Origin of the sequence: Pantoea rodasii (genome assembly GCF_002095465.1) — a bacterium.
Lineage (GTDB): Bacteria > Pseudomonadota > Gammaproteobacteria > Enterobacterales > Enterobacteriaceae > Pantoea > Pantoea rodasii.
Window position 1 is genome coordinate 164,720 of record NZ_MLFP01000086.1, and the last position, 19,489, is coordinate 184,208.

Here is a 19,489-nt window from a genome sequence, read left to right on the forward strand (position 1 = left end):
ATTTGACTGATTACCTTCGCTTAATATTCGTATTACTGTTAACCAGAAGTTTTTAGAGGTACTGGCAATGCAGGATATTCGTTTCTCAATTGTAATTCCCGCGTATAACGCGTCGAAGTCGATTGTCACGACGCTGGATTGCGTCAAAGCGCAAACCTATCGCAATTTCGAAGTCATCATCGTGGATGACAAATCGGCTGATGCCGCTGAACTGGCGCAGGTGGTGCGCAGTGAGCGTTATCAGGATCTGGACATCAAACTTGAGCTGTCTGAGGTAAAACTCAACGGTGCCGGTGCCCGCAACAAAGGTATCGAACTGGCTGAGGGCGATTTCATCAGCTTCCTCGATGCAGATGATGAGTGGAGCGTCGATAAGCTGCTCACCGTTTATGACACCATCACCCGCCTTGAAGCACAGGGTAAGTCGAACTATCTGATTTTCAGCCAGGTGAACATTCATCAGGATGGCCGTTTCCTCAAGGTGATGCCGATGCAGGAACCGGGCAAGAATGAAACCATCGCTGAATATCTGTTTGGCTGTTATGGCTTCATTCAAACCAGCACCATTGTGTTGAAGCGCGAAGATGCCGATAAAATCCGGTTTGATGCGCGTTATATTCGCCATCAGGATTACGATTTCTGCATCCGTGCTGACCGCATGGGCTATGAATTTGTGATGATTGATAAGCCGCTCGCGACCTACCATCTGGTGACCAAATTTGGTTCCAAGCACAAAGGCGAGTCGGTGAAGTACTCCTTCTTCTGGCTGGACACCATGAAGCCGCACCTCACGGCACGTGATGTCCATACCTATAAAGCGTTCAAGCTGCCGCTGCGCTACAAGATGGATGGCAAATCTCTGCAGGCGAGCGTCAGTTTCGCGCGCTACTTCTTCCTGACCAATCGTGATAACCGGGCTTATTTCCTGAATCGACTGTTCGATAAGGTGAAGTCGCGCTTCTCGGGCGGGCGAGCCGTCTCCTGATTCACTTTATAAAAATTTCACTTGCTCCCGCACCGGGAGCAATTTTTTGGTTCCTGACACTCCGGGTATGCAAATGACAAATCATGTTGGCACCGTCGGTATTGTGATGCCGATGTATAACGCGCGTAAAACGGTATTGCGTGCGGTTGAGTCGATCGTCAATCAGACCTATAGCGACTGGCATCTTTATTTGGTTAACGATCAGTCCACTGATGATTCGCTGGCCTATGTGCGCGAACACTGCACGGATGCGCGTATCACCATTCTGAACAATGAAGTCAACCTCGGTGCGGCGGAAACGCGTAACGTGGGTCTGCGTGCCGCGAAAGAAGAGATCATCGCGTTTCTCGACAGTGACGACGAATGGCACGCCGATAAACTCGCCGAACAGACCGCAGCGATCGCGGCGGGTGATGATTTTGTCATCACGCATTATCACTACAAAACCAAAACCGCCGACCACGATATTCTCTACAGCAAACCCTATCTGCAGCAGGAAAACTTCGTGAAGAAGCAGTATCGTGTCTGCTTCTCTTCCGTATGTTTCCGCCGTCCCCCTCAGGGCATCTTCTTCCAGCGTAAAGGGCATGAAGATTTCCTGTTCCTCTACGAACTGTTCCTCCGCTACAAGCAAGCTCGGGTGATCCAGAAAACGCTGGTCAACTATTACGAGCTGGGCGATTCATTGTCTCGCAACAAGAATAAAGCGGCGAAATGGCATCTCGAATTATTAAGAATTATCTATAAAACAATCCGTTAAAAATTTATTACTATTACACCTGGTATATGGTGAATGGCGTCCTTTTCGCCCTTAAGCATCGCTAACCAGCGGTTTTGTTCTTTATTGAGGTGGAAAGCGTTTCATGAAAAAGATTGTTTTAGTGATTAAAGATGCCTACTCCTACGCGGGCACCGAGAACATCTGCAACTTCATGTCGGAGTGCCTGGGTGAGCAGCACGCCGTCACTATTTTCTCGCTGGAAGGGCAGGGTAAAACCTTTTACCCGTTCGATCGTGTTAAAGAAATCGTCAGCTTTGAAGGCCACAGCAACCCGATTAAAAGCGCCGTGGCACGTATTCATCAGGAAGGCTTCGACAGCGTATTCCTGATCAGCATGGGCCGCCTGAGCGTGATGTTCGCCTTCTGGAATTTGATGGCGATGAAGAAAAAACGCTTTAAAGCCTACGCCTGCGAACACATTGCGATTAACTCCTTCAGCAAGCCCATTAAAGCACTGAAGTGGATGCTACTGCGCTATTACGACCAGGTCATCGTCCTTACCGATAAAGATCATCAGGTGTTCAATCGCTGGAATATCGCCAGCAAGCAGATTCCTAATCCGGTGGTGTACAAGGCGTTTCAACGTCAAACCCGCAGCCGTCAGGCGCTGGCGGTCGGTCGTCTCGATAATCAAAAAGGCTTCGATCTGCTGCTGGATATCTGGGCCGACTTCAGTAAAACCCATCCTGAATGGAAGCTGGTGATTGCCGGTGATGGCGAACTGCGCCAGCAGTTGCACGATCAGGCTACCGCGTTGGGTATCAACGGCAGCGTTAACTTTGTTGGCAAGGTCAGCAACATTAACGATTACTACCGCGACAGCGACATGGCGTTGATGACTTCACGCTATGAGGGTTTGCCGCTGGTGCTGCTGGAAGCGAAATCCTGGTCACTGCCGGTGGTGGCCTATGACTGTCCAACCGGTCCGCAGGAAATCATCAATCACGGTGAAGACGGTTTCCTGGTGCCGATGAATGACAAATCAACGTTCCTGGCGCGCATGGAACAGCTGGCCAGCGACGATAGCCTGTTCTACGCCATGAGCGAAAAAACCAAAGAAACTGCGCTGAAGTTTGACGGCAATCAGATCAAACAAAGCTGGCTAGCCTTGGTTTAGCCAAATAATTCATGCCGCAGGAAGGCGGCAAGTGCTTGAGTCCCCGTGAGCTTACTCTAGTAAGTGACAGGGGCGAAGGCAGGCAGCCAACGCCCCTGTGGCGTGAAGTATGACGGCTAAATGCCTCCGGGATCACATTTATGGCTGTTACGCAGCCCATGACCACGGGATTTAGAGCATGAAAAGAAGAGAAGTCTTGCAAACCGCAGCCTCCTCCATTGTTGCCGCGCTTTCAGTGAGTGCGTTTTCCAGCTATGCGGCAAAAAGTGGTCAACCTGCTTTGAAAGCTGTCGATCCGTCCAGCGTGCCGCAGGGCGATGTGCCGATTTTGACGCCGGAAAATGTCTACACCATGCCACCACAGTTCTGGCAGAACTTTGAGGGCAAATTGTGGATCGGCCAGGCCGGTCAGGATGCCAGCAAAGCGGGCAACCAGATTCCGGTTTTCCTGCGCGATGCCAGCGGCAAAGTGTCACAAATAAGCCAGCCTATTGCGCTGAACAAGGGCAACTTCGCGCAGTTTATCCACGATAATGCGGCGTTAATTGCCAATCCTGCTCACTCTATGGTGGTGGAAGACGATCAGGGTAATACGCTGTTTTCGATTGCAGATGTCTCGCGCCCGAACCAGAGCAACTTCAGTCAGCGTCTGGCGCAGCCGAATGGCTATCAGCTGATTGGTGAAATTCCGTCGGTTGAGGAACTACGTAAAACGCGTCCGCTGTTCGCCGGTGCCAAAATCAAGCTGAAAAGCTGGCATGAAGGCTTAGAAGTGGGCGGCGGCGAATTCGTTGGCGTGTTTGGTGACGGCAAAGATGATGGCGGCGTTATTTTCAGCGGTAAAGGCTTCTATTGGCGTCGCGTGGTTGAAGATTTTAACCGCCTGACGCTGTCCGATTTTGGTGCGATTGCCGATGCCAAAACTGATGCCGCGCCAGCGATAAAAGCCATGTATCAGTGGTCAATTGATGCCAATCAGCAGATCTGCGTGCAGTTCCCAGCAGGTAATTTCTTCGTCACCGAGTGTGATTTCGGTAATGAAGGGCGACGTTTCTTCCGTATCTCCGGCGCGATGGTCAATTTTGGCTATTTCCCGGCGACCACGCTGACGTCCGACGGTCGCTCTGAATTCCTGTTCCAGGTGAACGCGCGTTGGACTGAAATCTCCAATCTGATTTTCAACGGCCAAAACGACAAGCGCCCCAACAAGCAGGGGCTGTTCCGCAATACCTGTCCCGGCGGGCAATTTTTCCGTGGTGCCTGCCTGCGCTTCAATCAGGTTGGCGGGGTGTCGCTGAGCTTACTGGACACGCTGGATTGTAAAATCGACCAGTGGTACGCCAATGCCTGTACCGGCGATGTGATCAAAGCCAGTTGGTCAGGCCAAAAGGCCGGCGCCTGGGATCACAGCACCGCGATTGAACTCTCCAACTTCAACGCCCAGCACTGTAAAGGCGGCAAGGTGTTGAATCTGCCACGTTGCAGCCAGTCGATCATTCATAACGGCTGGATCGAGCACAGCGAGTTTCCCGGTGACATCTCTAACGGCCAATGGATTATCGATGCGCTCAGCATTGAAGACTGTAAAAATCCGCTGATCGCGCACAACTCGCGCCTGAACATGCGCCAGACCAACCTGCAAGCGGGCAGCTGGATCGACAACTCAATGGAAGGCGAGCGCTGGCTCAATATCTGGGAGATGGGTTCGACGCGCGTGGAGTCTTACGGTGTCGCCATCGATGGCAGCCTGAAATACAACTACATCACTTCGCGCTTTCGCCTGGCGAATAACACTAATCAGGAAACCTGGTTTGAACTCGGCAACTTCTACTCACCTACGGTGGGAGACAGCTGGGAGATCGAGGTGTTTGGCCAGTCGCAATTCAATAACGGCACTGCAAATCAGCCGATGATGGATGTCATTGATGGCAAAGGCACCGGCGGCCGTGCGGTTATTCATCTGCAACGCAAAACCAAAAATGCGGAAGCCAGCTGGTCAGCCGAAGGCAGCTCACCGGTGGTGGATGTGCGCTTTGAACCGCGTACAGAGACGGACACAAAAGTGTTCGTCAAGCTGGCCGGTTGGACGCCAACCACCGCCATTTTGATTAAAAGCACCGCCAAGGATCGCTTCCTCACCGGTCGCTGTGCGCGTGTGGATGCCACCATGGAGCAGGGCAGTCCTGCCAGCGGCAGCCAGCAGGCACCGCAGCGCTTCAGCCTGCACAATGGCAAAGCGGGCATTGGCGGCAATGAGCAGGGCGATCTGCTGCTCGCCTCACGCGCGTTGAAAGCGGAACAGGTGGATACGCGAGAACCCAAAGGTTTTGTGTCAGTGGTGATCAACGGCGAACAAGTAGCAATGCCGTATTTTGCAGTGAAATCTTGAGGTGATTAACCGGCAGTGGGTGCAGCAAGGCGCCCCTGCCAAAGCAGTTAATGAGTCGGCAAGGAGCGGCCTTTAGGCCGCCCGTTCAGGGACAGATTTTTTTATTTTGGGCATTGTTCCCATTGCAGTTTTTTATCACAGAGTTCACTTTGCCCGTTCAGGAAATGGCGTGGCTTGTAAAAATTAAAAAAATTTATCTGGAGTATTTATGAAGATTTTATTGGTGGGAAACCATACCTGTGGAAATCGTGGGGATGGCGCGATTTTACGTGGACTGATCGATTCATTGCAGTCGGCACGTGGCGACCTCGATATCGATGTCATTAGTCGTTATCCAACAAGCTCCGGATATTTACTGCAACAGGACATCCAGCAGGATTCCCTGTTCCTGCACAATAGCAAATCAGCCAAAGGGCTGATGGGCAGCGTCAAACGTAAAGTGGCGAACCGTTTGATGCCTGAAATCATGATGGCGCACCTCGGTAAAGGTGGGCTGTACAAATCGTTTTCCGTGCCGCCGCATCTGGCGCAGTTCACCAAAAGCCTGGCGCAATATGACGCGATCATTCAGGTTGGCGGCTCGTTTTTCGTTGATCTTTACGGCGTGACCCAGTTTGACCACGCGCTCTGTGCATTGATGGCGAAAAAGCCGCTGCACATGATCGGTCACTCTGTTGGACCGTTTGAGAACCCACGCGTCAACGCGCTGGCTAACTTCGTGTTTGATCGCGTCGACAGTTTGGTGCTGCGTGAAGATGTCAGCCACGATCGTCTGAAGCAAGACGGCGTCACCACCCGCCGCGTGAAGAAGGGCGTCGATACCGCCTTCCTGGTGAAAGCGCGTGATGTGGAGAACCCAAGCCACAACTTGCTGCACTGGAAAAATATCATCAGCGCCCGTAAAACCATCGCGATCACCGTGCGTGAGTTGGCGCCGTTCGATAAGCGTCTTGGCGTGACGCAGAAAGAGTATGAAGCCGCGTTTGGTAAAGTGATCAACGCGATGATCGCCGAGGGTTATCAGGTGGTGGCTTTCTCTACCTGTACCGGTATCGACAGTTACGCCAAAGACGACCGCATGGTAGCTCTGACGCTGCGCGACCACGTCGACCATCCCGAGCATTACCATGTCATCATGGACGAGTTCAACGACCTCGAACTCGGTATCCTGCTGAGCCATTGTCACCTGACAATCGGCACCCGCCTGCACTCCGCCATCATCTCCATGAACTTCGGTACTCCGGCTGTGGCCATCAACTACGAGCACAAGTCACTCGGCGTGATGAAGCAGCTTGGCCTGCCGCAAATGGCCACCGATGTGCAGAGCCTGATGGACGGTTCGCTGATCGACAAAGTGCAAACCGTGCTGGCCGATTATGACAACGTGAAGCGCAAAGTGGACACCGCGGTGGCGCAGGAGCGTGAGATTGGTAACCGCATTACGGCAGAAATTCTCAACGTGCTGGGGTAAGTGATGAAGCTGACCTTTTTCACCATGCGTTTTCCGGTTGCCTCTGAGACATTTGTCCTCAATCAGGTGACGCATTTTATCGACGCAGGCTATGACGTGGAGATTATCTCCGTGTTTCCAGGCGATATGATCAATCGCCATGCCGCGTTCGATGATTACAATCTGGCAGCAAAAACTCACTATTTGCTGCCGGAAGAGAAAGTTTCGAATCTCGATAAGCTGACGCAACGTATTGGCTTGATGCTGCCGAAAATCGCCAAGCCGGCATTGCTCAAATCGCTCAACGTTGGGCGCTACGGTCAGCAGGCGAAAAAGCTGCTGTTGCCGGCGATTGTTGCTAACGCGAAGCAAACCTTCACCGCCGATGTGTTCCTGGTGCACTTTGGCTATGCCGGTGCGCTGGCGAACAAACTGCGTGAGCTGGGCGTGCTGAAAGGCAAGCAGGCTACGGTGTTCCACGGCGCGGATATCTCGCGCCGTCACATCCTCGAAGAGCACAAGCTCGACTACATCAACCTGTTCAAGCAGAGCGAACTGATGCTGCCTATCAGCCATCTGTGGGAGAACAAGCTGATCGAGATGGGCTGTCCGCGCGAGAAGGTGCATGTGACACGTATGGGCATCGAACCGGAGAAGTTTAACTTCCGCCCGCGTGAAGCATTCCATCAGCCGCTGCGCATCGTCTCTGTCGCGCGTCTCACCGAGAAGAAAGGGCTGGATGTGGCGGTTAAGGCCAGTGAAATCCTGCGTAATAACGGCGGACAGTTCCAGTTCACCATTATCGGTAACGGTGAGCAGGACGGCATGATGCGTGAACACATTGCACGCGCCGGCCTGGAAGAGTTCGTCACCATGCCGGGCTTCAAGCCGCAGGAGGAGATTCGTCAGGCGTTGAATGACGCCGATATCTTCCTGCTGCCGTCAAAACCGCCGCTGATGGCGACATGGAAGGCATTCCGGTGGCGCTGATGGAAGCGATGGCGGTGGGGCTGCCAGTGGTATCGACTTATCACAGTGGCATTCCAGAGCTGATTCAGAACAACGTCAGCGGCTGGCTGGTTTCCGAGAACGACGCTGAGGAGTTAGCAGAAATGCTGCTGCGCTTATCGCGTGGTGATGTGGATGTGGCACCGGTGGTGGCTGCCGCGCGACAGAAAGTGGAAACCGAGTTCAATCAGCACATCGCCTATGGCGAGCTGGCCAAAATTCTGGAGCGCATGGTGTGAGTGGATTAAAAAAACAGGCCGTCTGGCTGTTTGGCAGTACCTGTTTCGCGGCATTGCTGCAGGTGTTACAGCTCAGCGTACTGGCGCGCAAGCTGGAAGCGCATGAGTTAGGTTTATTAGCGATCATCAACGCCATTCTGGCGGTGGCGACGGTGTTGCAGGATATGGGGATGAGCAGCTACATCGTGCATCGCCAGGACATCAATCGCCGCCAGCAGAGCACCATCTACTGGGTCAACGTCTCGCTCAGTTTGTGCACTGGCTTGATCATGCTGGCTATCGCGTATCCGGTGGCGTGGTTCTATCACCTGCCAGAGCTGACCGGGCTGATTATGCTCACCAGCCTTAACTTCCTCGTGCTGGGACACCTGTCGCAGTATCAGGCGCACTATGTGAAATCCAAACGCATGGTCTCGCTGGCGAAAATTGAGATGGCGACCAAGCTGTTCGCGTTTATCTGTACCGTGGCGATGCTCTATTACACTTCGCTCACGGTGGCGGCGGCGATCCTTGGGCTGTTCATCAACGCCTTCACCCGCATCCTGTGCATGATCTACTTCGGCGAGAAATCGTGGCGTCCAACGTGGGAGTTTGAAGGGAAAACCTTCATCAGCGCGGTGCGTTACGGTATCTACCAGCTGGGTTCGCAGACCATCAACCAGTTGCGTACTCAGGCGGATGCACTAATCGTCGGGAAAGTGATGGGCGCCGAGATGCTGGGGATCTACTCGCTGGCGAAAGAGCTGATTCTGCAGCCGCTCAAACTGGTGTCTCCAGTGATTAACCGTCTGGCACTGCCGCGTTTCGCCGAGAAGCAGCACGATCCTGAGCAGCTGAAAAAACTGTTCCTGAAGGGCACCTTCGTCATCATGTTGTTCAGCAGCGTGATGTATCTGGCGATTGGTATTCTGTCACCGGTGATTGTGCGCGTGCTGTATGGCGCATCGCATGAGCAGGTTTATCATCTGATCCCGCTGATGCTGCTGTTTGGCATGCTGCGTCCGATGGGCGGATTGACCGGGGCGATTTCACAGGCGAACGGCAAGACTAACGTCGAGTTCTACTGGAATATCGTCGCCAGTCTGGTGGTGGTGGTGGTGTTAGCGACAACCTACATCTGGCCAAACGTGCTGTATGTGGCGCTAACGCTCTCCATCTCGCAGGTGTTGATCTCTGCCTTTGCCCATCCGTTCTTCATCAAGCCAGTCATTGGCATCCGCTTTATGCCGTATGCCCGTCAGTGGGTTTCGGTATCAGTGGTGTTTGTCGGCCTGATGCTGCTGGTGAATCACTTCAACTTGTTTGTGATGCCGGAGTGGTTTGAGGGCTGGCTGTAAGTTTTGCCATCAATCCTCGCAAAAAGCCGTAGCGGTGCCATTTATGGCACGTCCTGGCCGCAGTGATGCTGCCGACATGTGCGATAAATCGCGCCGCTAAGTTTTCCCGCTGGTCTGCATCCGTAGCGGTGCCATCTACCCGCGCGCACTACGAAAAAATCCCCCTGAATTCATTCTGCAAACCACTGGTCTTAACCTCCGCCACTTTTTCACTCTCCTCCCACTGTTTTTCAGCAGTTTAGCCCCTGCATTTTGCTTCGAACAGGCGAAGCGGTAGGTGGGCGTTTTGCCGATTTTTGATGGTGTGACAGAGAGTTAGTGCCGGATTTTCAGATAAAGATTATACTTGCTGCACCGGCCGATCCTGCATAATCGACCCCACGTATTCACTTCATGAAATGGAATAAATATGACCAAGCTTAAAGCAGTAATCCCGGTTGCGGGTCTCGGTATGCATATGCTCCCCGCAACGAAAGCCATCCCGAAAGAGATGCTGCCGATCGTCGACAAACCAATGATTCAATACATCGTTGACGAGTGTGTGGCTGCGGGCATCAAGGAGATTGTGCTGGTCACCCATGCTTCCAAAAATGCAGTGGAAAACCACTTCGACACCACCTATGAGCTGGAAGCGCTGCTTGAAGCACGCGTAAAACGTCAGCTGCTGAGCGAAGTGCAGTCAATCTGTCCTCCTGGCGTCACCATTATGAACGTGCGTCAGGCGAACCCGCTGGGCCTCGGTCACTCTGTGCTGTGTGCACGTCCAATGATCGGTGATAACCCGTTCGTGGTAGTGCTGCCAGACGTGTTGCTGGATGACTCCACTGCTGACCACCTGCGCTACAATCTCGCTGCGATGGTGGCGCGTTTCGAAGAAACCGGTCACTCACAGGTGCTGGCGAAACATATGCCGGGCGAAGACCTGACCGAATACGGTGTTCTGACAACTGACCAGCCGATCGATAACCCAGGCGACATCAGCACTATCACCAACATCATCGAAAAACCTGAAGCGGGCCAGCTGGATTCAGACCTGACTGCGGTCGGTCGTTATGTGCTGTCTGCAGATATCTGGCAAGAACTGGAAAAACCGAGCCGGGCGCTTGGGGTCGAATTCAGTTGACGGATGCGATTGCTTCACTCAGCAAGAAAAAGCCGGTGGATGCGCAGCTGCTGACCGGTACCAGCTTCGACTGCGGTAAAAAATTGGGCTACATGCAGGCATTCGTGTCTTATGGTCTGCGTAATAACGCGCAGGGCCGTGACTTCCGCGAAGCTATCCAGAAAATCCTGGCGAAATAATCCATTCTCATGCCGCGCCGCTTGCGCGGTTTAAAGGAGTACACATGGCTATTTTGGTAACGGGCGGAGCAGGGTACATCGGCTCTCATACGGTGCTGGCGCTCTTAGCGCGCGGCGACGACGTTGTGGTCCTGGATAACCTTTGCAATGCTTCGCGCGAAGCCATCAATCGCGTGGAAAAGCTGTCCGGCAAAAAAGCAGTGTTCGTTGAAGGCGACATCCGCGATCGCGCCTGCCTGCGTGACCTGTTCGCTGCTAACGACATCTCGGCAGTGATTCACTTCGCAGCATTGAAAGCAGTGGGCGAATCCACGCGTATGCCGCTGGAATACTACGAGAACAACGTCGCAGGCACCGTGGTGCTGCTGGAAGAGATGCGCGCTGCGGGCGTATGGAACTTTATCTTCAGCTCCTCAGCAACCGTCTACGGCGCCGATGCACCGGTTCCTTACGTGGAAACCACGCCAATCGGTGGCACCACTAGCCCGTACGGCACATCGAAGCTGATGACCGAATTCGTGATGCGCGACTTCGCGAAAGCCGATCCAAACTTCAAAGCCATCGCACTGCGCTACTTCAACCCCGTTGGCGCGCATGAGTCTGGTGAGATTGGTGAAGACCCAACCGGCATTCCTAACAACCTGCTGCCGTATATCGCGCAGGTGGCGATTGGTCGTCTGGAGAAGCTGGGCGTGTTTGGTGATGACTACAATACGCCAGACGGCACCGCACAGCGCGATTACATCCACGTGGTGGATTTGGCCGAAGGGCACCTGAAGGCGCTGGACCACCTGCCAAAAGTCACTGGTTATAAAGCGTATAACCTTGGCGGCGGCGTAGGGTTCTCAGTGCTGGAGATGATCAAGGCGTTCGAGAAGGCTTCCGGTAAGGCGATTCCGTTTGAGTTCAAGCCACGCCGTGACGGCGATCTGCCGGCGTTCTGGGCGGATGCGACGCTCGCTAATCATGAGCTGGACTGGCGTGTGACACGTGGGATCGACGCGATGATGCGTGATACGTGGAACTGGCAGAGTAAGAACCCGGATGGGTTTAAGTAATACGATGAAGGCGGACTTTTTGTCCGCTTTTTTTGCACCTGATTTGATGTACTCCTCCTTTTAGTCACTTTCTGATTGCGTCAGTTTGGTCTCCGGTAGACGATCCCTCAATGCATCCACCGCACGATTGGTTAATTATTGAACCATCACTTAATGCCCAAGGCCATTTCGTTCGTGTTAACCCGACCACGGTGGTAAAATTCAAGTTCCGAAATAATCAATTCTTTCTAATTAATTCTAAAGAATTAAAATTATTTCAAGCAGATAGTGCTCAGTTTGCTTAAAGCGCACTATGCTTAAAGATGGTTTTTTCACATATCAGCATGTTGGGAGCTGCAACCCAAGGGCGGTAGCTTTGTCTATTGCTGATGTGGGATGTTTATTTCTCCTCTGGCCGGGATATCGGTCGCAATGTCAGGAACAGTCCAACGTCATGAAGATTTTAATTACTGGTGGTGCAGGTTTTATCGGCTCAGCTGTGGTCCGTCACGTTATCAATGACACCAGTGATGAGGTGATTAACGTCGATAAACTGACCTATGCGGGCAACCTCGAATCGCTTAAAACGGTCAGTGACGACTCACGTTACACCTTCTGCCATGTCGACATTTGCGACGGGGTTGCTCTAGCCAAAGTCTTCGCTGAACATCAGCCGGATGCTGTTATGCATCTCGCTGCAGAGAGCCATGTAGATCGTTCCATTACCGGACCTGCGGAATTTGTTCAGACTAACGTTGTTGGCACTTACGCCCTGCTTGAAGCCAGCCGTCAGTATTGGATGGCATTGCCAGAAGAGCGCAAAAGCGCATTCCGCTTCCACCACATCTCCACAGATGAAGTTTATGGTGATTTGCCGCATCCTGATGAAATGGAAGGCGAGCTGCCGATGTTCACTGAAGAAACGTCTTATGCGCCAAGCAGCCCATATTCTTCAACCAAAGCCGCAAGTGACCACCTGGTTCGCGCCTGGGGACGCACCTACGGTTTGCCGGTGGTGGTGACCAACTGTTCCAACAACTACGGCCCATACCACTTCCCAGAAAAGTTAGTCCCTCTGATCATCAGTAACGCGCTGGAAGGCAAACCTTTACCGATTTATGGCAAGGGCGACCAAATTCGCGACTGGCTGTATGTCGAAGATCATGCACGTGCGCTTTATACCGTGGTGACCAAGGCTAAAACGGGTACCACCTATAATATCGGTGGCCATAACGAGAAGCAGAATCTCGAAGTGGTTCACAAAGTTTGTGAATTGCTGGACGAACTGCGCCCGAAAGACACGCCTTACGCACAACAAATCACTTATGTTGCTGACCGCCCAGGCCACGATCGTCGTTACGCAATTGATGCATCAAAAATTGAGCAAGATTTAGGATGGAAACCGCAAGAGAGCTTCGAAACGGGTTTACGCAAAACCGTTCAATGGTATCTCGACAACCATGAGTGGGTTGAGCACGTTAAAAGCGGTGCCTATCAGAATTGGATTGAACAAAACTACGAGAAACGTAGCTAATGAAAATTTTGCTATTGGGTAAAAATGGTCAGGTGGGTTGGGAACTCCAACGCGCCTTGGCACCTTTGGGTGAGGTGATTGCACTAGACCGTCATTCGGTGGACTTCTGCGGTGACTTGACCAATCCAGAAGGTATCGCGAAATCAGTACGCGATATCCAGCCCGATGTGATCGTCAATGCTGCCGCTTATACCGCAGTGGATAAAGCTGAGAGCGATCTACAGAATGCTGAACTTATCAATGCCGTCAGTGTTGAAGCGCTGGCGATTGCGGCACGTGATGTGAACGCCTTACTGGTTCACTATTCGACCGACTACGTATTTGATGGCAGCGGTGAGCGTCCGTGGAGCGAAGATGATAAGACATCTCCGCTCAATGCTTATGGCAAAACCAAACGTCAGGGTGAAGAAGCGATTGTTGCGCATGCGCCAAACTATCTCATCTTCCGCACCAGTTGGGTTTATGCCGCCAAAGGCAATAATTTCGCCAAAACCATGATCCGGCTGGCGCAAGAGCGCGAAAGCTTGTCAGTGATTAATGACCAATTCGGCGCACCAACGGGTGCTGAATTAATCGCGGATTGTACAGCGCATGCCATCAAAACCACATTGGCTGAACCTGAAAAGAGCGGAATCTACAACCTGATTGCTTCGGGTGTCACCACCTGGCATGCCTATGCAGATTTCGTGATTACACATGTGCGTGATAAAGGCTTACCGATTAAAGTTACAGCCATTAATACCGTTGATACCACCGCCTTCCCGACGCCGGCGAAACGCCCACTAAATTCCAGACTGAACACCAGTAAATTCACGACTGCATTTAACTTAACCCTCCCAGAATGGAAGGTTGGGGTTATTCGCATGCTAGATGAAATTTATCACTGAGTGATCATAGAGTCAGATTAACAAATTGAAGGATAACGTTGTGACGAGTAAAAAAGGAATCATCCTTGCTGGCGGTTCAGGAACACGCCTCTACCCAGTAACGATGGCAGTGAGTAAGCAGTTATTGCCAATTTATGATAAGCCAATGATTTACTACCCGCTCAGCACGCTGATGTTGGCGGGGATCCGCGATATCCTGATCATCAGTACCCCGCAAGATACGCCACGTTTTGAAAGCCTGCTTGGTGATGGTTCGCAATGGGGCTTGAAGATCCAATACAAAGTCCAGGAAAGTCCTGATGGTCTGGCTCAGGCCTTTATACTGGGTGAAGAGTTCATCGGCGATGATAACTGCGCGTTGATTCTCGGCGACAATATCTTCTATGGCCACGACTTGCATAAGCAGCTGGAAGAAGCCTCTAACAAGAAAGAGGGCGCAACGGTATTTGCTTACCATGTGCATGATCCAGAGCGTTACGGCGTGGTGGAGTTTGATAGCGAAGGTAAAGCGATCTCATTAGTTGAGAAGCCAGCTGAACCTAAAAGTAGTTATGCGGTGACCGGCCTCTACTTCTACGACAACAGTGTGGTTGAATTGGCTAAGAATCTTAAGCCCTCACCACGTGGTGAGTTAGAAATTACTGACATTAACAATCTGTATCTTGAGAAAGGCGAGTTATCCGTTTCCATCATGGGACGTGGTCATGCCTGGCTTGATACCGGTACGCATCAGAGCTTGATTGAAGCAAATAACTTCATTCAGACCATCGAAACCCGTCAGGGTTTGAAAGTGGCTTGCCCGGAAGAGATTGCTTATCGTATGGGCTTTATTGATGCCGAAAAACTTAAAGAGTTGGCTCAGCCGCTGATGAAAAATGACTATGGTAAATACTTGATGGCATTGTACAACGGGAAATTATAATGAAGATTATTGATACTGAAATTCCTGACGTCAAAATCATTGAGCCATCGGTATTCGGTGACGAGCGCGGTTTCTTTATGGAAACCTGGCAGCAAAAGAAATTTGAAGAGCAGGTATCTCCTCGTACTTTCGTGCAGGACAACCATTCAAAGTCTTCAAAGGGTATTTTGCGTGGTCTGCATTATCAGACAGTTAACACCCAAGGCAAGCTCGTGCGTGTTGTTTCCGGTGAAGTTTACGATGTCGCCGTGGATATGAGAAAGTCATCGCCTACATTTGGAAAATGGGTAGGTGTGTACCTTTCAGCTGACAATAAACGTCAATTATGGGTGCCTGAAGGGTTCGCTCATGGTTTTTATGTGACGTCTGAAAGTGCAGAGTTTGTCTATAAATGTACCGATTATTATAATCCGCAGAATGAGCATTCATTACTCTGGAATGATACAGATTTAGGTATTAACTGGCCGATCTCTGAAGGTGATAGTCCTGCTCTTTCCGCGAAAGATAAAGAGGGAACACCATTATCACACGCAGTAACCTTTGATTGATTCCTAAAACTAAGGATGAGGATGTTACTCATCCTTTTTTATGTAGCTGATGATGATGAGCGATAAAGGAACAATAAGTATCTTAATGGGTACTTATAATGGTGAGAAATATATAGAGCAGCAATTGCAGTCAATTGCTGATCAGACTTATAAAAATTGGAAACTGATTGTTTCGGATGATGGTTCAACGGATCAAACTTGTGAACTAATTGAGAAGTTTGCCCAACAATATCCAGATAATAAAGTCATTTTGCTTACAGGGCCTGGGAAAGGGTTTGCTGCTAATTTCTTTAGTTTACTAAATCGTAAGGATATTGACTCTGAATTTTATGCTTTTTGTGATCAGGATGATATCTGGATTGAGGACAAACTTGAAGTTGCTGTGAACCAGTTAACCTCTGAATTAGATTCATTGAACAAGTACAGACTTTACGGCTCTCGCACTAAATTGATTGATTCTAACGAGAACAGCATTGGCTTTTCACCCTGCTTCTTAAAAGCATTTCATTTCAAGAATGCATTATTACAGAGTTATGCGGGTGGTAACACCATGGTTTTCAATCGGGAGCTAAAATCGATTTTTGAAACACTTCCAGCAGATTTGAAAATTGTTTCTCACGACTGGATTATGTATATCGTTTGTAGTGCTATGAATGGGACTGTAATTTATGATCAACAGCCCTATATACTTTACCGACAACATGATCAGAATCTTGTGGGCAGTAATACTGGAATGATGTCCAAAGTCACGCGTTTTAATCGACTGTTTGCAGGGGAGTTTAAATCCTGGAGTAAAACGAACAGCATGGCGCTTGAGTGCATTAAACACAAAATGCCAACAGAGAATAAACTAGACTATGAGAGGTTTAATGCTCTGAATAGTGGTCTGACAAATAGAGTTGCTAATTTTATTATTGGTGGATTTTATCGGCAGAACTTTATTGAGACATGCGCTTTCTTCATTATGAATGTCTTTAGGAAATTAGTCTAACCATCGATGGTGTAAAAATGAAACGTATTATTTTTATGATTGTCAGATTCTTTCTGAAAATTGTAATCTATTTGTACTATGGTGTCCTCTCCATTCGAGATGACATTAAAACAAAAAAGTATGCTGAAGTGAAAATTAAAAATGACTTTACCGGTGGTAAGGTTATGCTTCTTGCTCTCTATGAGAAATCATCTCTTCGAAATGATACGTTAGAGTTAATTAAAGAAGCAAAGCGGAATAATGTATTCGTTGTTGCTGTGAACACGTTAAGGCTTGAAGAGCAAAATTATCCATCAGAACTGGTGGATGTATATATAGAGCGCGACAACTACGGCCGCGATTTCGGTAGCTACAAAGCGGGTATGAAGTATTTCTTTGATAAAGGGTTTCATGATAAGTGTGAACGCCTGCTGATTATCAATGATAGCGTATTTTTTTCAAAGCATGGCCTGCCAGAGTTTGTTCATAATCTCTTCAATACAGATGTTGAAGTGCTGGGTGCGACCGAAAATAGTCAGCACTCTCATCATTTAGGATCATTTTGTATCTCAGTTGCGGGTAAAATTGTTCGTAACGCAAAATTTAAGAACTTCTGGTTTAATTACAAATCTTCTAATGTAAGACCTTTAGTAATAAAACGCGGAGAGTTTGGCTTAAGCAAGTTGCTTAAATCTCTGGTGAGTTCTGAACAGAATTTCAAATCTTTATTTAACGTTTCCTTTATGGAACGTAAATTAAGTAACGATTTAGAGTTTTACAAGAATTACTACTATCATCGCCGAGAGGGCGTTAGAGCATGGTCTAATCGCTCTATTACGGGTTTGCTGGCAAATGACGAAGTTTTATCATCATATTATAATCAATATTTGATTCAAACAAGTCACTCTGTTAAACCTTTATTTTCAAGTGAGTCTGAATCGTCATCTACAATTGTTGATAAAAACAAATCGTTACTTAAAGCAAGCAGCGTTGATTATCTTGAAGCTGTTAATTTCTTCAGGACATATAGTAATGAAGAGGTTTTCTTAAACAGCCAATTCAAGCAGCGTGTTGTAGCACTGTATCTTGATGAATTCACCATGGGTTCACAAATCCACGTTAATTGTCTTGCCTTACATCATTCTGGTCTACCAATCATAAAGCTGGATTTGATGTTCCGATGCGTCTGCAGCATGAATGATATTATTAAGCTACGAGATCAGCTTGAAGAGTCGCAAAAAGAAGAGTTTATGACACTTATCTTGGCGCGTCTGTGTGGTGATAAGTTCTTGGTCGGTTTGAATCGACTGGCGTACCAATTTGGAATTTTGTAATGACTAATAAACTGAAGTCTGTGGGGTGGGATGATTTCACCTCCGCATTAAGAAACTTTCATGTTGTGAAAGTGATGGGTGGACAAGACATCCGTATGCGATACAAACGGTCTAAGATGGGGCCGTTTTGGATAACCATCAGTATGGCTGTCATGATTACCACCATGGGATTGGTTTTCGGCAATCTTTTTAAGACTAACGTTAAGGAATTTTTGCCTTATCTGACCTTAGGTCTTATTACATGGACATTCATTCAAAGTTGTATATCTGAAGGGTGTGATGCGCTCATTTCATCAGAAGGCATAATTAAACAATTGCCGGTACCATTACATGTTCATGTTATGCGTGTGATTTGGAAGAACTTCCTTATCTTCCTGCACAATATTGTTATTTTTCCATTGGTTTTACTTGCTGTACAAAAAAGTATTAGTTGGACAGTAGTTCTGGCAATACCTGGATTTTTACTGCTTGTGTTAAATTTAACTTGGGTGCTAATGGTACTTTCAATGATTTGTGCACGCTTTCGCGATATGACACAAATTATACTTAGCATCATGCAAGTAATTTTTTACCTGACACCTATTATTTGGATGCCTAAGCTGCTTTCACACAGTTCAGCTGCTGTACTCCTCAATTTCAACCCGCTCTACCATCTCATTGACTTAGTGAGAAGCCCGCTGTTGGGTGAAATACCGATGACAAGCAGTTACATTATTGCTGCTGTCATGGCGGTAGTAGGGTTGTCATTCTCGATTGCAATGACCAGTAAATATAAATACCGCGTTCCTTATTGGGTTTAATATTATGGCTATTATCAAGTTTGAAAATGTCGGCATTGATTTCCCAATATTCAACGCGCAGGCAAGATCGATTAAAAAGAATTTTATCAATTTTGCCACTGGCGGCAAGGTTGGCCAGCATGATGGCAAGGTCGTCGTTTCTGCCCTCAATAATCTTAATTTTGAAATCAAAGACGGCGAGCGAGTGGGGTTGATTGGGCATAACGGTGCGGGTAAGACGACCTTACTGCGTATGTTCAGCAAGGTTTATCACCCAACAAGTGGCAGTGCAACGATTGAAGGTGACATTGGCTCCTTAATTTCAATTTCTTTAGGCATTAACCAGGAGTTTACTGGTCGAGAAAATATCTACATTCGCGGGGCTCTTTTGGGTCTTAAGAAGAAAGAAATTGATGCAAGAATAGATGAAATCATAGATTTCACGGATTTAGGTGATTTTATTGATATGCCAGTGCGTACCTATTCTTCAGGTATGCAAATGCGTTTAGGCTTTAGTGTCAGCACCATTTTTACACCCGAAATTCTGTTAATGGATGAGTGGTTATCCGTAGGTGACGAAGGGTTTAAAGAAAAAGCAGAAACCCGTCTGACTAACATCATTAATGCCACCAAGATATTAATTTTGGCAAGCCATAGTAATGAATTGTTAAGAAAGACCTGCACAAGAATTCTTTGGCTGGAACATGGCACAGTGAAAATGGATGGCACGCCCGAGGAAGTTCTTCCGCTGTATTTCAAATCGAAGATTCAAAGAGGCGATTTGTTAACCGACGCGTAATCATCCACTTTTATTGTGTGTTTTAGCATCGCACCATTCACTACCTAAAGTGATGGTAGATGAGTTAACAT

At 49.0% G+C, this 19,489-nt stretch carries 14 protein-coding genes and 3 pseudogenes; all 17 read left to right on the forward strand.

Annotated elements, in window-relative coordinates; genetic code table 11:
* Positions 1-67 precede the first annotated feature (67 nt).
* The 17 genes and pseudogenes from HA45_RS24125 (at position 68) to HA45_RS24205 (ending at position 19,418) form a co-directional block, all read left to right on the forward strand.
* Positions 68-985: a glycosyltransferase family 2 protein gene (locus HA45_RS24125; protein ID WP_100700989.1), complete on the forward strand. Its 918-nt coding sequence runs from the start codon at positions 68-70 to the stop codon at positions 983-985.
* A 73-nt stretch (positions 986-1,058) separates the two neighbouring features.
* Positions 1,059-1,810 (forward strand): annotated as a pseudogene (locus tag HA45_RS24130) (glycosyltransferase family 2 protein).
* A 38-nt stretch (positions 1,811-1,848) separates the two neighbouring features.
* Positions 1,849-2,883, forward strand: coding sequence for a glycosyltransferase (locus tag HA45_RS24135; RefSeq protein WP_100700988.1), 1,035 nt, complete (start codon positions 1,849-1,851; stop codon positions 2,881-2,883).
* A 178-nt stretch (positions 2,884-3,061) separates the two neighbouring features.
* Positions 3,062-5,272, forward strand: a complete 2,211-nt coding sequence (locus tag HA45_RS24140; protein ID WP_100700987.1) for a phage tailspike protein — start codon at positions 3,062-3,064, stop codon at positions 5,270-5,272.
* A 208-nt stretch (positions 5,273-5,480) separates the two neighbouring features.
* Positions 5,481-6,743 (forward strand): colanic acid biosynthesis pyruvyl transferase WcaK, encoded by a 1,263-nt coding sequence (gene wcaK, locus HA45_RS24145; protein ID WP_100700986.1) that lies wholly within the window; start codon positions 5,481-5,483, stop codon positions 6,741-6,743.
* A 3-nt stretch (positions 6,744-6,746) separates the two neighbouring features.
* Positions 6,747-7,969: pseudogene (locus HA45_RS24150) on the forward strand (glycosyltransferase).
* The gene (locus tag HA45_RS24155; protein ID WP_100700984.1) at positions 7,966-9,306 is read left to right on the forward strand and encodes a lipopolysaccharide biosynthesis protein; all 1,341 of its coding nucleotides are present in this window, start codon (positions 7,966-7,968) and stop codon (positions 9,304-9,306) included. Before HA45_RS24150 ends, HA45_RS24155 begins: the two are co-directional and overlap by 4 nt.
* A gap of 409 nt (positions 9,307-9,715) precedes the next feature.
* Positions 9,716-10,608 (forward strand): annotated as a pseudogene (galF, locus tag HA45_RS24160) (UTP--glucose-1-phosphate uridylyltransferase GalF).
* A 44-nt stretch (positions 10,609-10,652) separates the two neighbouring features.
* Positions 10,653-11,666, forward strand: coding sequence for a UDP-glucose 4-epimerase GalE (gene galE / locus HA45_RS24165; protein WP_100700982.1), 1,014 nt, complete (start codon positions 10,653-10,655; stop codon positions 11,664-11,666).
* A 433-nt stretch (positions 11,667-12,099) separates the two neighbouring features.
* Complete coding sequence (gene rfbB / locus HA45_RS24170; RefSeq protein ID WP_100700981.1) at positions 12,100-13,179, forward strand: dTDP-glucose 4,6-dehydratase; 1,080 nt, start codon at positions 12,100-12,102, stop codon at positions 13,177-13,179.
* Positions 13,179-14,066 (forward strand): dTDP-4-dehydrorhamnose reductase, encoded by an 888-nt coding sequence (gene rfbD / locus HA45_RS24175; protein ID WP_100700980.1) that lies wholly within the window; start codon positions 13,179-13,181, stop codon positions 14,064-14,066. Before rfbB ends, rfbD begins: the two co-directional genes overlap by 1 nt.
* A 40-nt stretch (positions 14,067-14,106) precedes the next feature.
* A complete protein-coding gene (rfbA, locus tag HA45_RS24180; protein WP_100700979.1) occupies positions 14,107-14,988 on the forward strand; it encodes a glucose-1-phosphate thymidylyltransferase RfbA in 882 nt (293 codons plus the stop codon).
* The gene (gene rfbC, locus HA45_RS24185; protein WP_100700978.1) at positions 14,988-15,536 is read left to right on the forward strand and encodes a dTDP-4-dehydrorhamnose 3,5-epimerase; all 549 of its coding nucleotides are present in this window, start codon (positions 14,988-14,990) and stop codon (positions 15,534-15,536) included. The genes rfbA and rfbC overlap by 1 nt, the downstream gene beginning before the upstream one ends.
* A 49-nt stretch (positions 15,537-15,585) precedes the next feature.
* Positions 15,586-16,527 carry a glycosyltransferase family 2 protein gene (locus HA45_RS24190; RefSeq protein ID WP_100700977.1) on the forward strand — a complete coding sequence of 314 codons (942 nt, stop codon included), beginning with the start codon at positions 15,586-15,588 and terminating at the stop codon, positions 16,525-16,527.
* A 17-nt stretch (positions 16,528-16,544) separates the two neighbouring features.
* Entirely contained in the window at positions 16,545-17,840 is a 1,296-nt protein-coding gene (locus tag HA45_RS24195; protein WP_100700976.1) for a rhamnan synthesis F family protein, read from the forward strand.
* Positions 17,840-18,640: an ABC transporter permease gene (locus tag HA45_RS24200; protein WP_100700975.1), complete on the forward strand. Its 801-nt coding sequence runs from the start codon at positions 17,840-17,842 to the stop codon at positions 18,638-18,640. Before HA45_RS24195 ends, HA45_RS24200 begins: the two co-directional genes overlap by 1 nt.
* A gap of 4 nt (positions 18,641-18,644) precedes the next feature.
* Positions 18,645-19,418: an ABC transporter ATP-binding protein gene (locus HA45_RS24205; RefSeq protein ID WP_100700974.1), complete on the forward strand. Its 774-nt coding sequence runs from the start codon at positions 18,645-18,647 to the stop codon at positions 19,416-19,418.
* The last annotated feature ends 71 nt before the right edge of the window (positions 19,419-19,489 follow it).

Bases quoted from the DNA above. Each gene is read 5' to 3' on its own strand.
- HA45_RS24125 (WP_100700989.1), top strand. From the start codon at position 68: ATGCAGGATATTCGTTTCTCAATTGTAATTCCCGCGTATAACGCGTCG.
- HA45_RS24135 (WP_100700988.1), top strand. From the start codon at position 1,849: ATGAAAAAGATTGTTTTAGTGATTAAAGATGCCTACTCCTACGCGGGC.
- HA45_RS24140 (WP_100700987.1), top strand. From the start codon at position 3,062: ATGAAAAGAAGAGAAGTCTTGCAAACCGCAGCCTCCTCCATTGTTGCC.
- wcaK (WP_100700986.1), top strand. From the start codon at position 5,481: ATGAAGATTTTATTGGTGGGAAACCATACCTGTGGAAATCGTGGGGAT.
- galE (WP_100700982.1), top strand. From the start codon at position 10,653: ATGGCTATTTTGGTAACGGGCGGAGCAGGGTACATCGGCTCTCATACG.
- rfbB (WP_100700981.1), top strand. From the start codon at position 12,100: ATGAAGATTTTAATTACTGGTGGTGCAGGTTTTATCGGCTCAGCTGTG.
- rfbD (WP_100700980.1), top strand. From the start codon at position 13,179: ATGAAAATTTTGCTATTGGGTAAAAATGGTCAGGTGGGTTGGGAACTC.
- rfbC (WP_100700978.1), top strand. From the start codon at position 14,988: ATGAAGATTATTGATACTGAAATTCCTGACGTCAAAATCATTGAGCCA.
- HA45_RS24190 (WP_100700977.1), top strand. From the start codon at position 15,586: ATGATGATGAGCGATAAAGGAACAATAAGTATCTTAATGGGTACTTAT.
- HA45_RS24195 (WP_100700976.1), top strand. From the start codon at position 16,545: ATGAAACGTATTATTTTTATGATTGTCAGATTCTTTCTGAAAATTGTA.
- HA45_RS24200 (WP_100700975.1), top strand. From the start codon at position 17,840: ATGACTAATAAACTGAAGTCTGTGGGGTGGGATGATTTCACCTCCGCA.
- HA45_RS24205 (WP_100700974.1), top strand. From the start codon at position 18,645: ATGGCTATTATCAAGTTTGAAAATGTCGGCATTGATTTCCCAATATTC.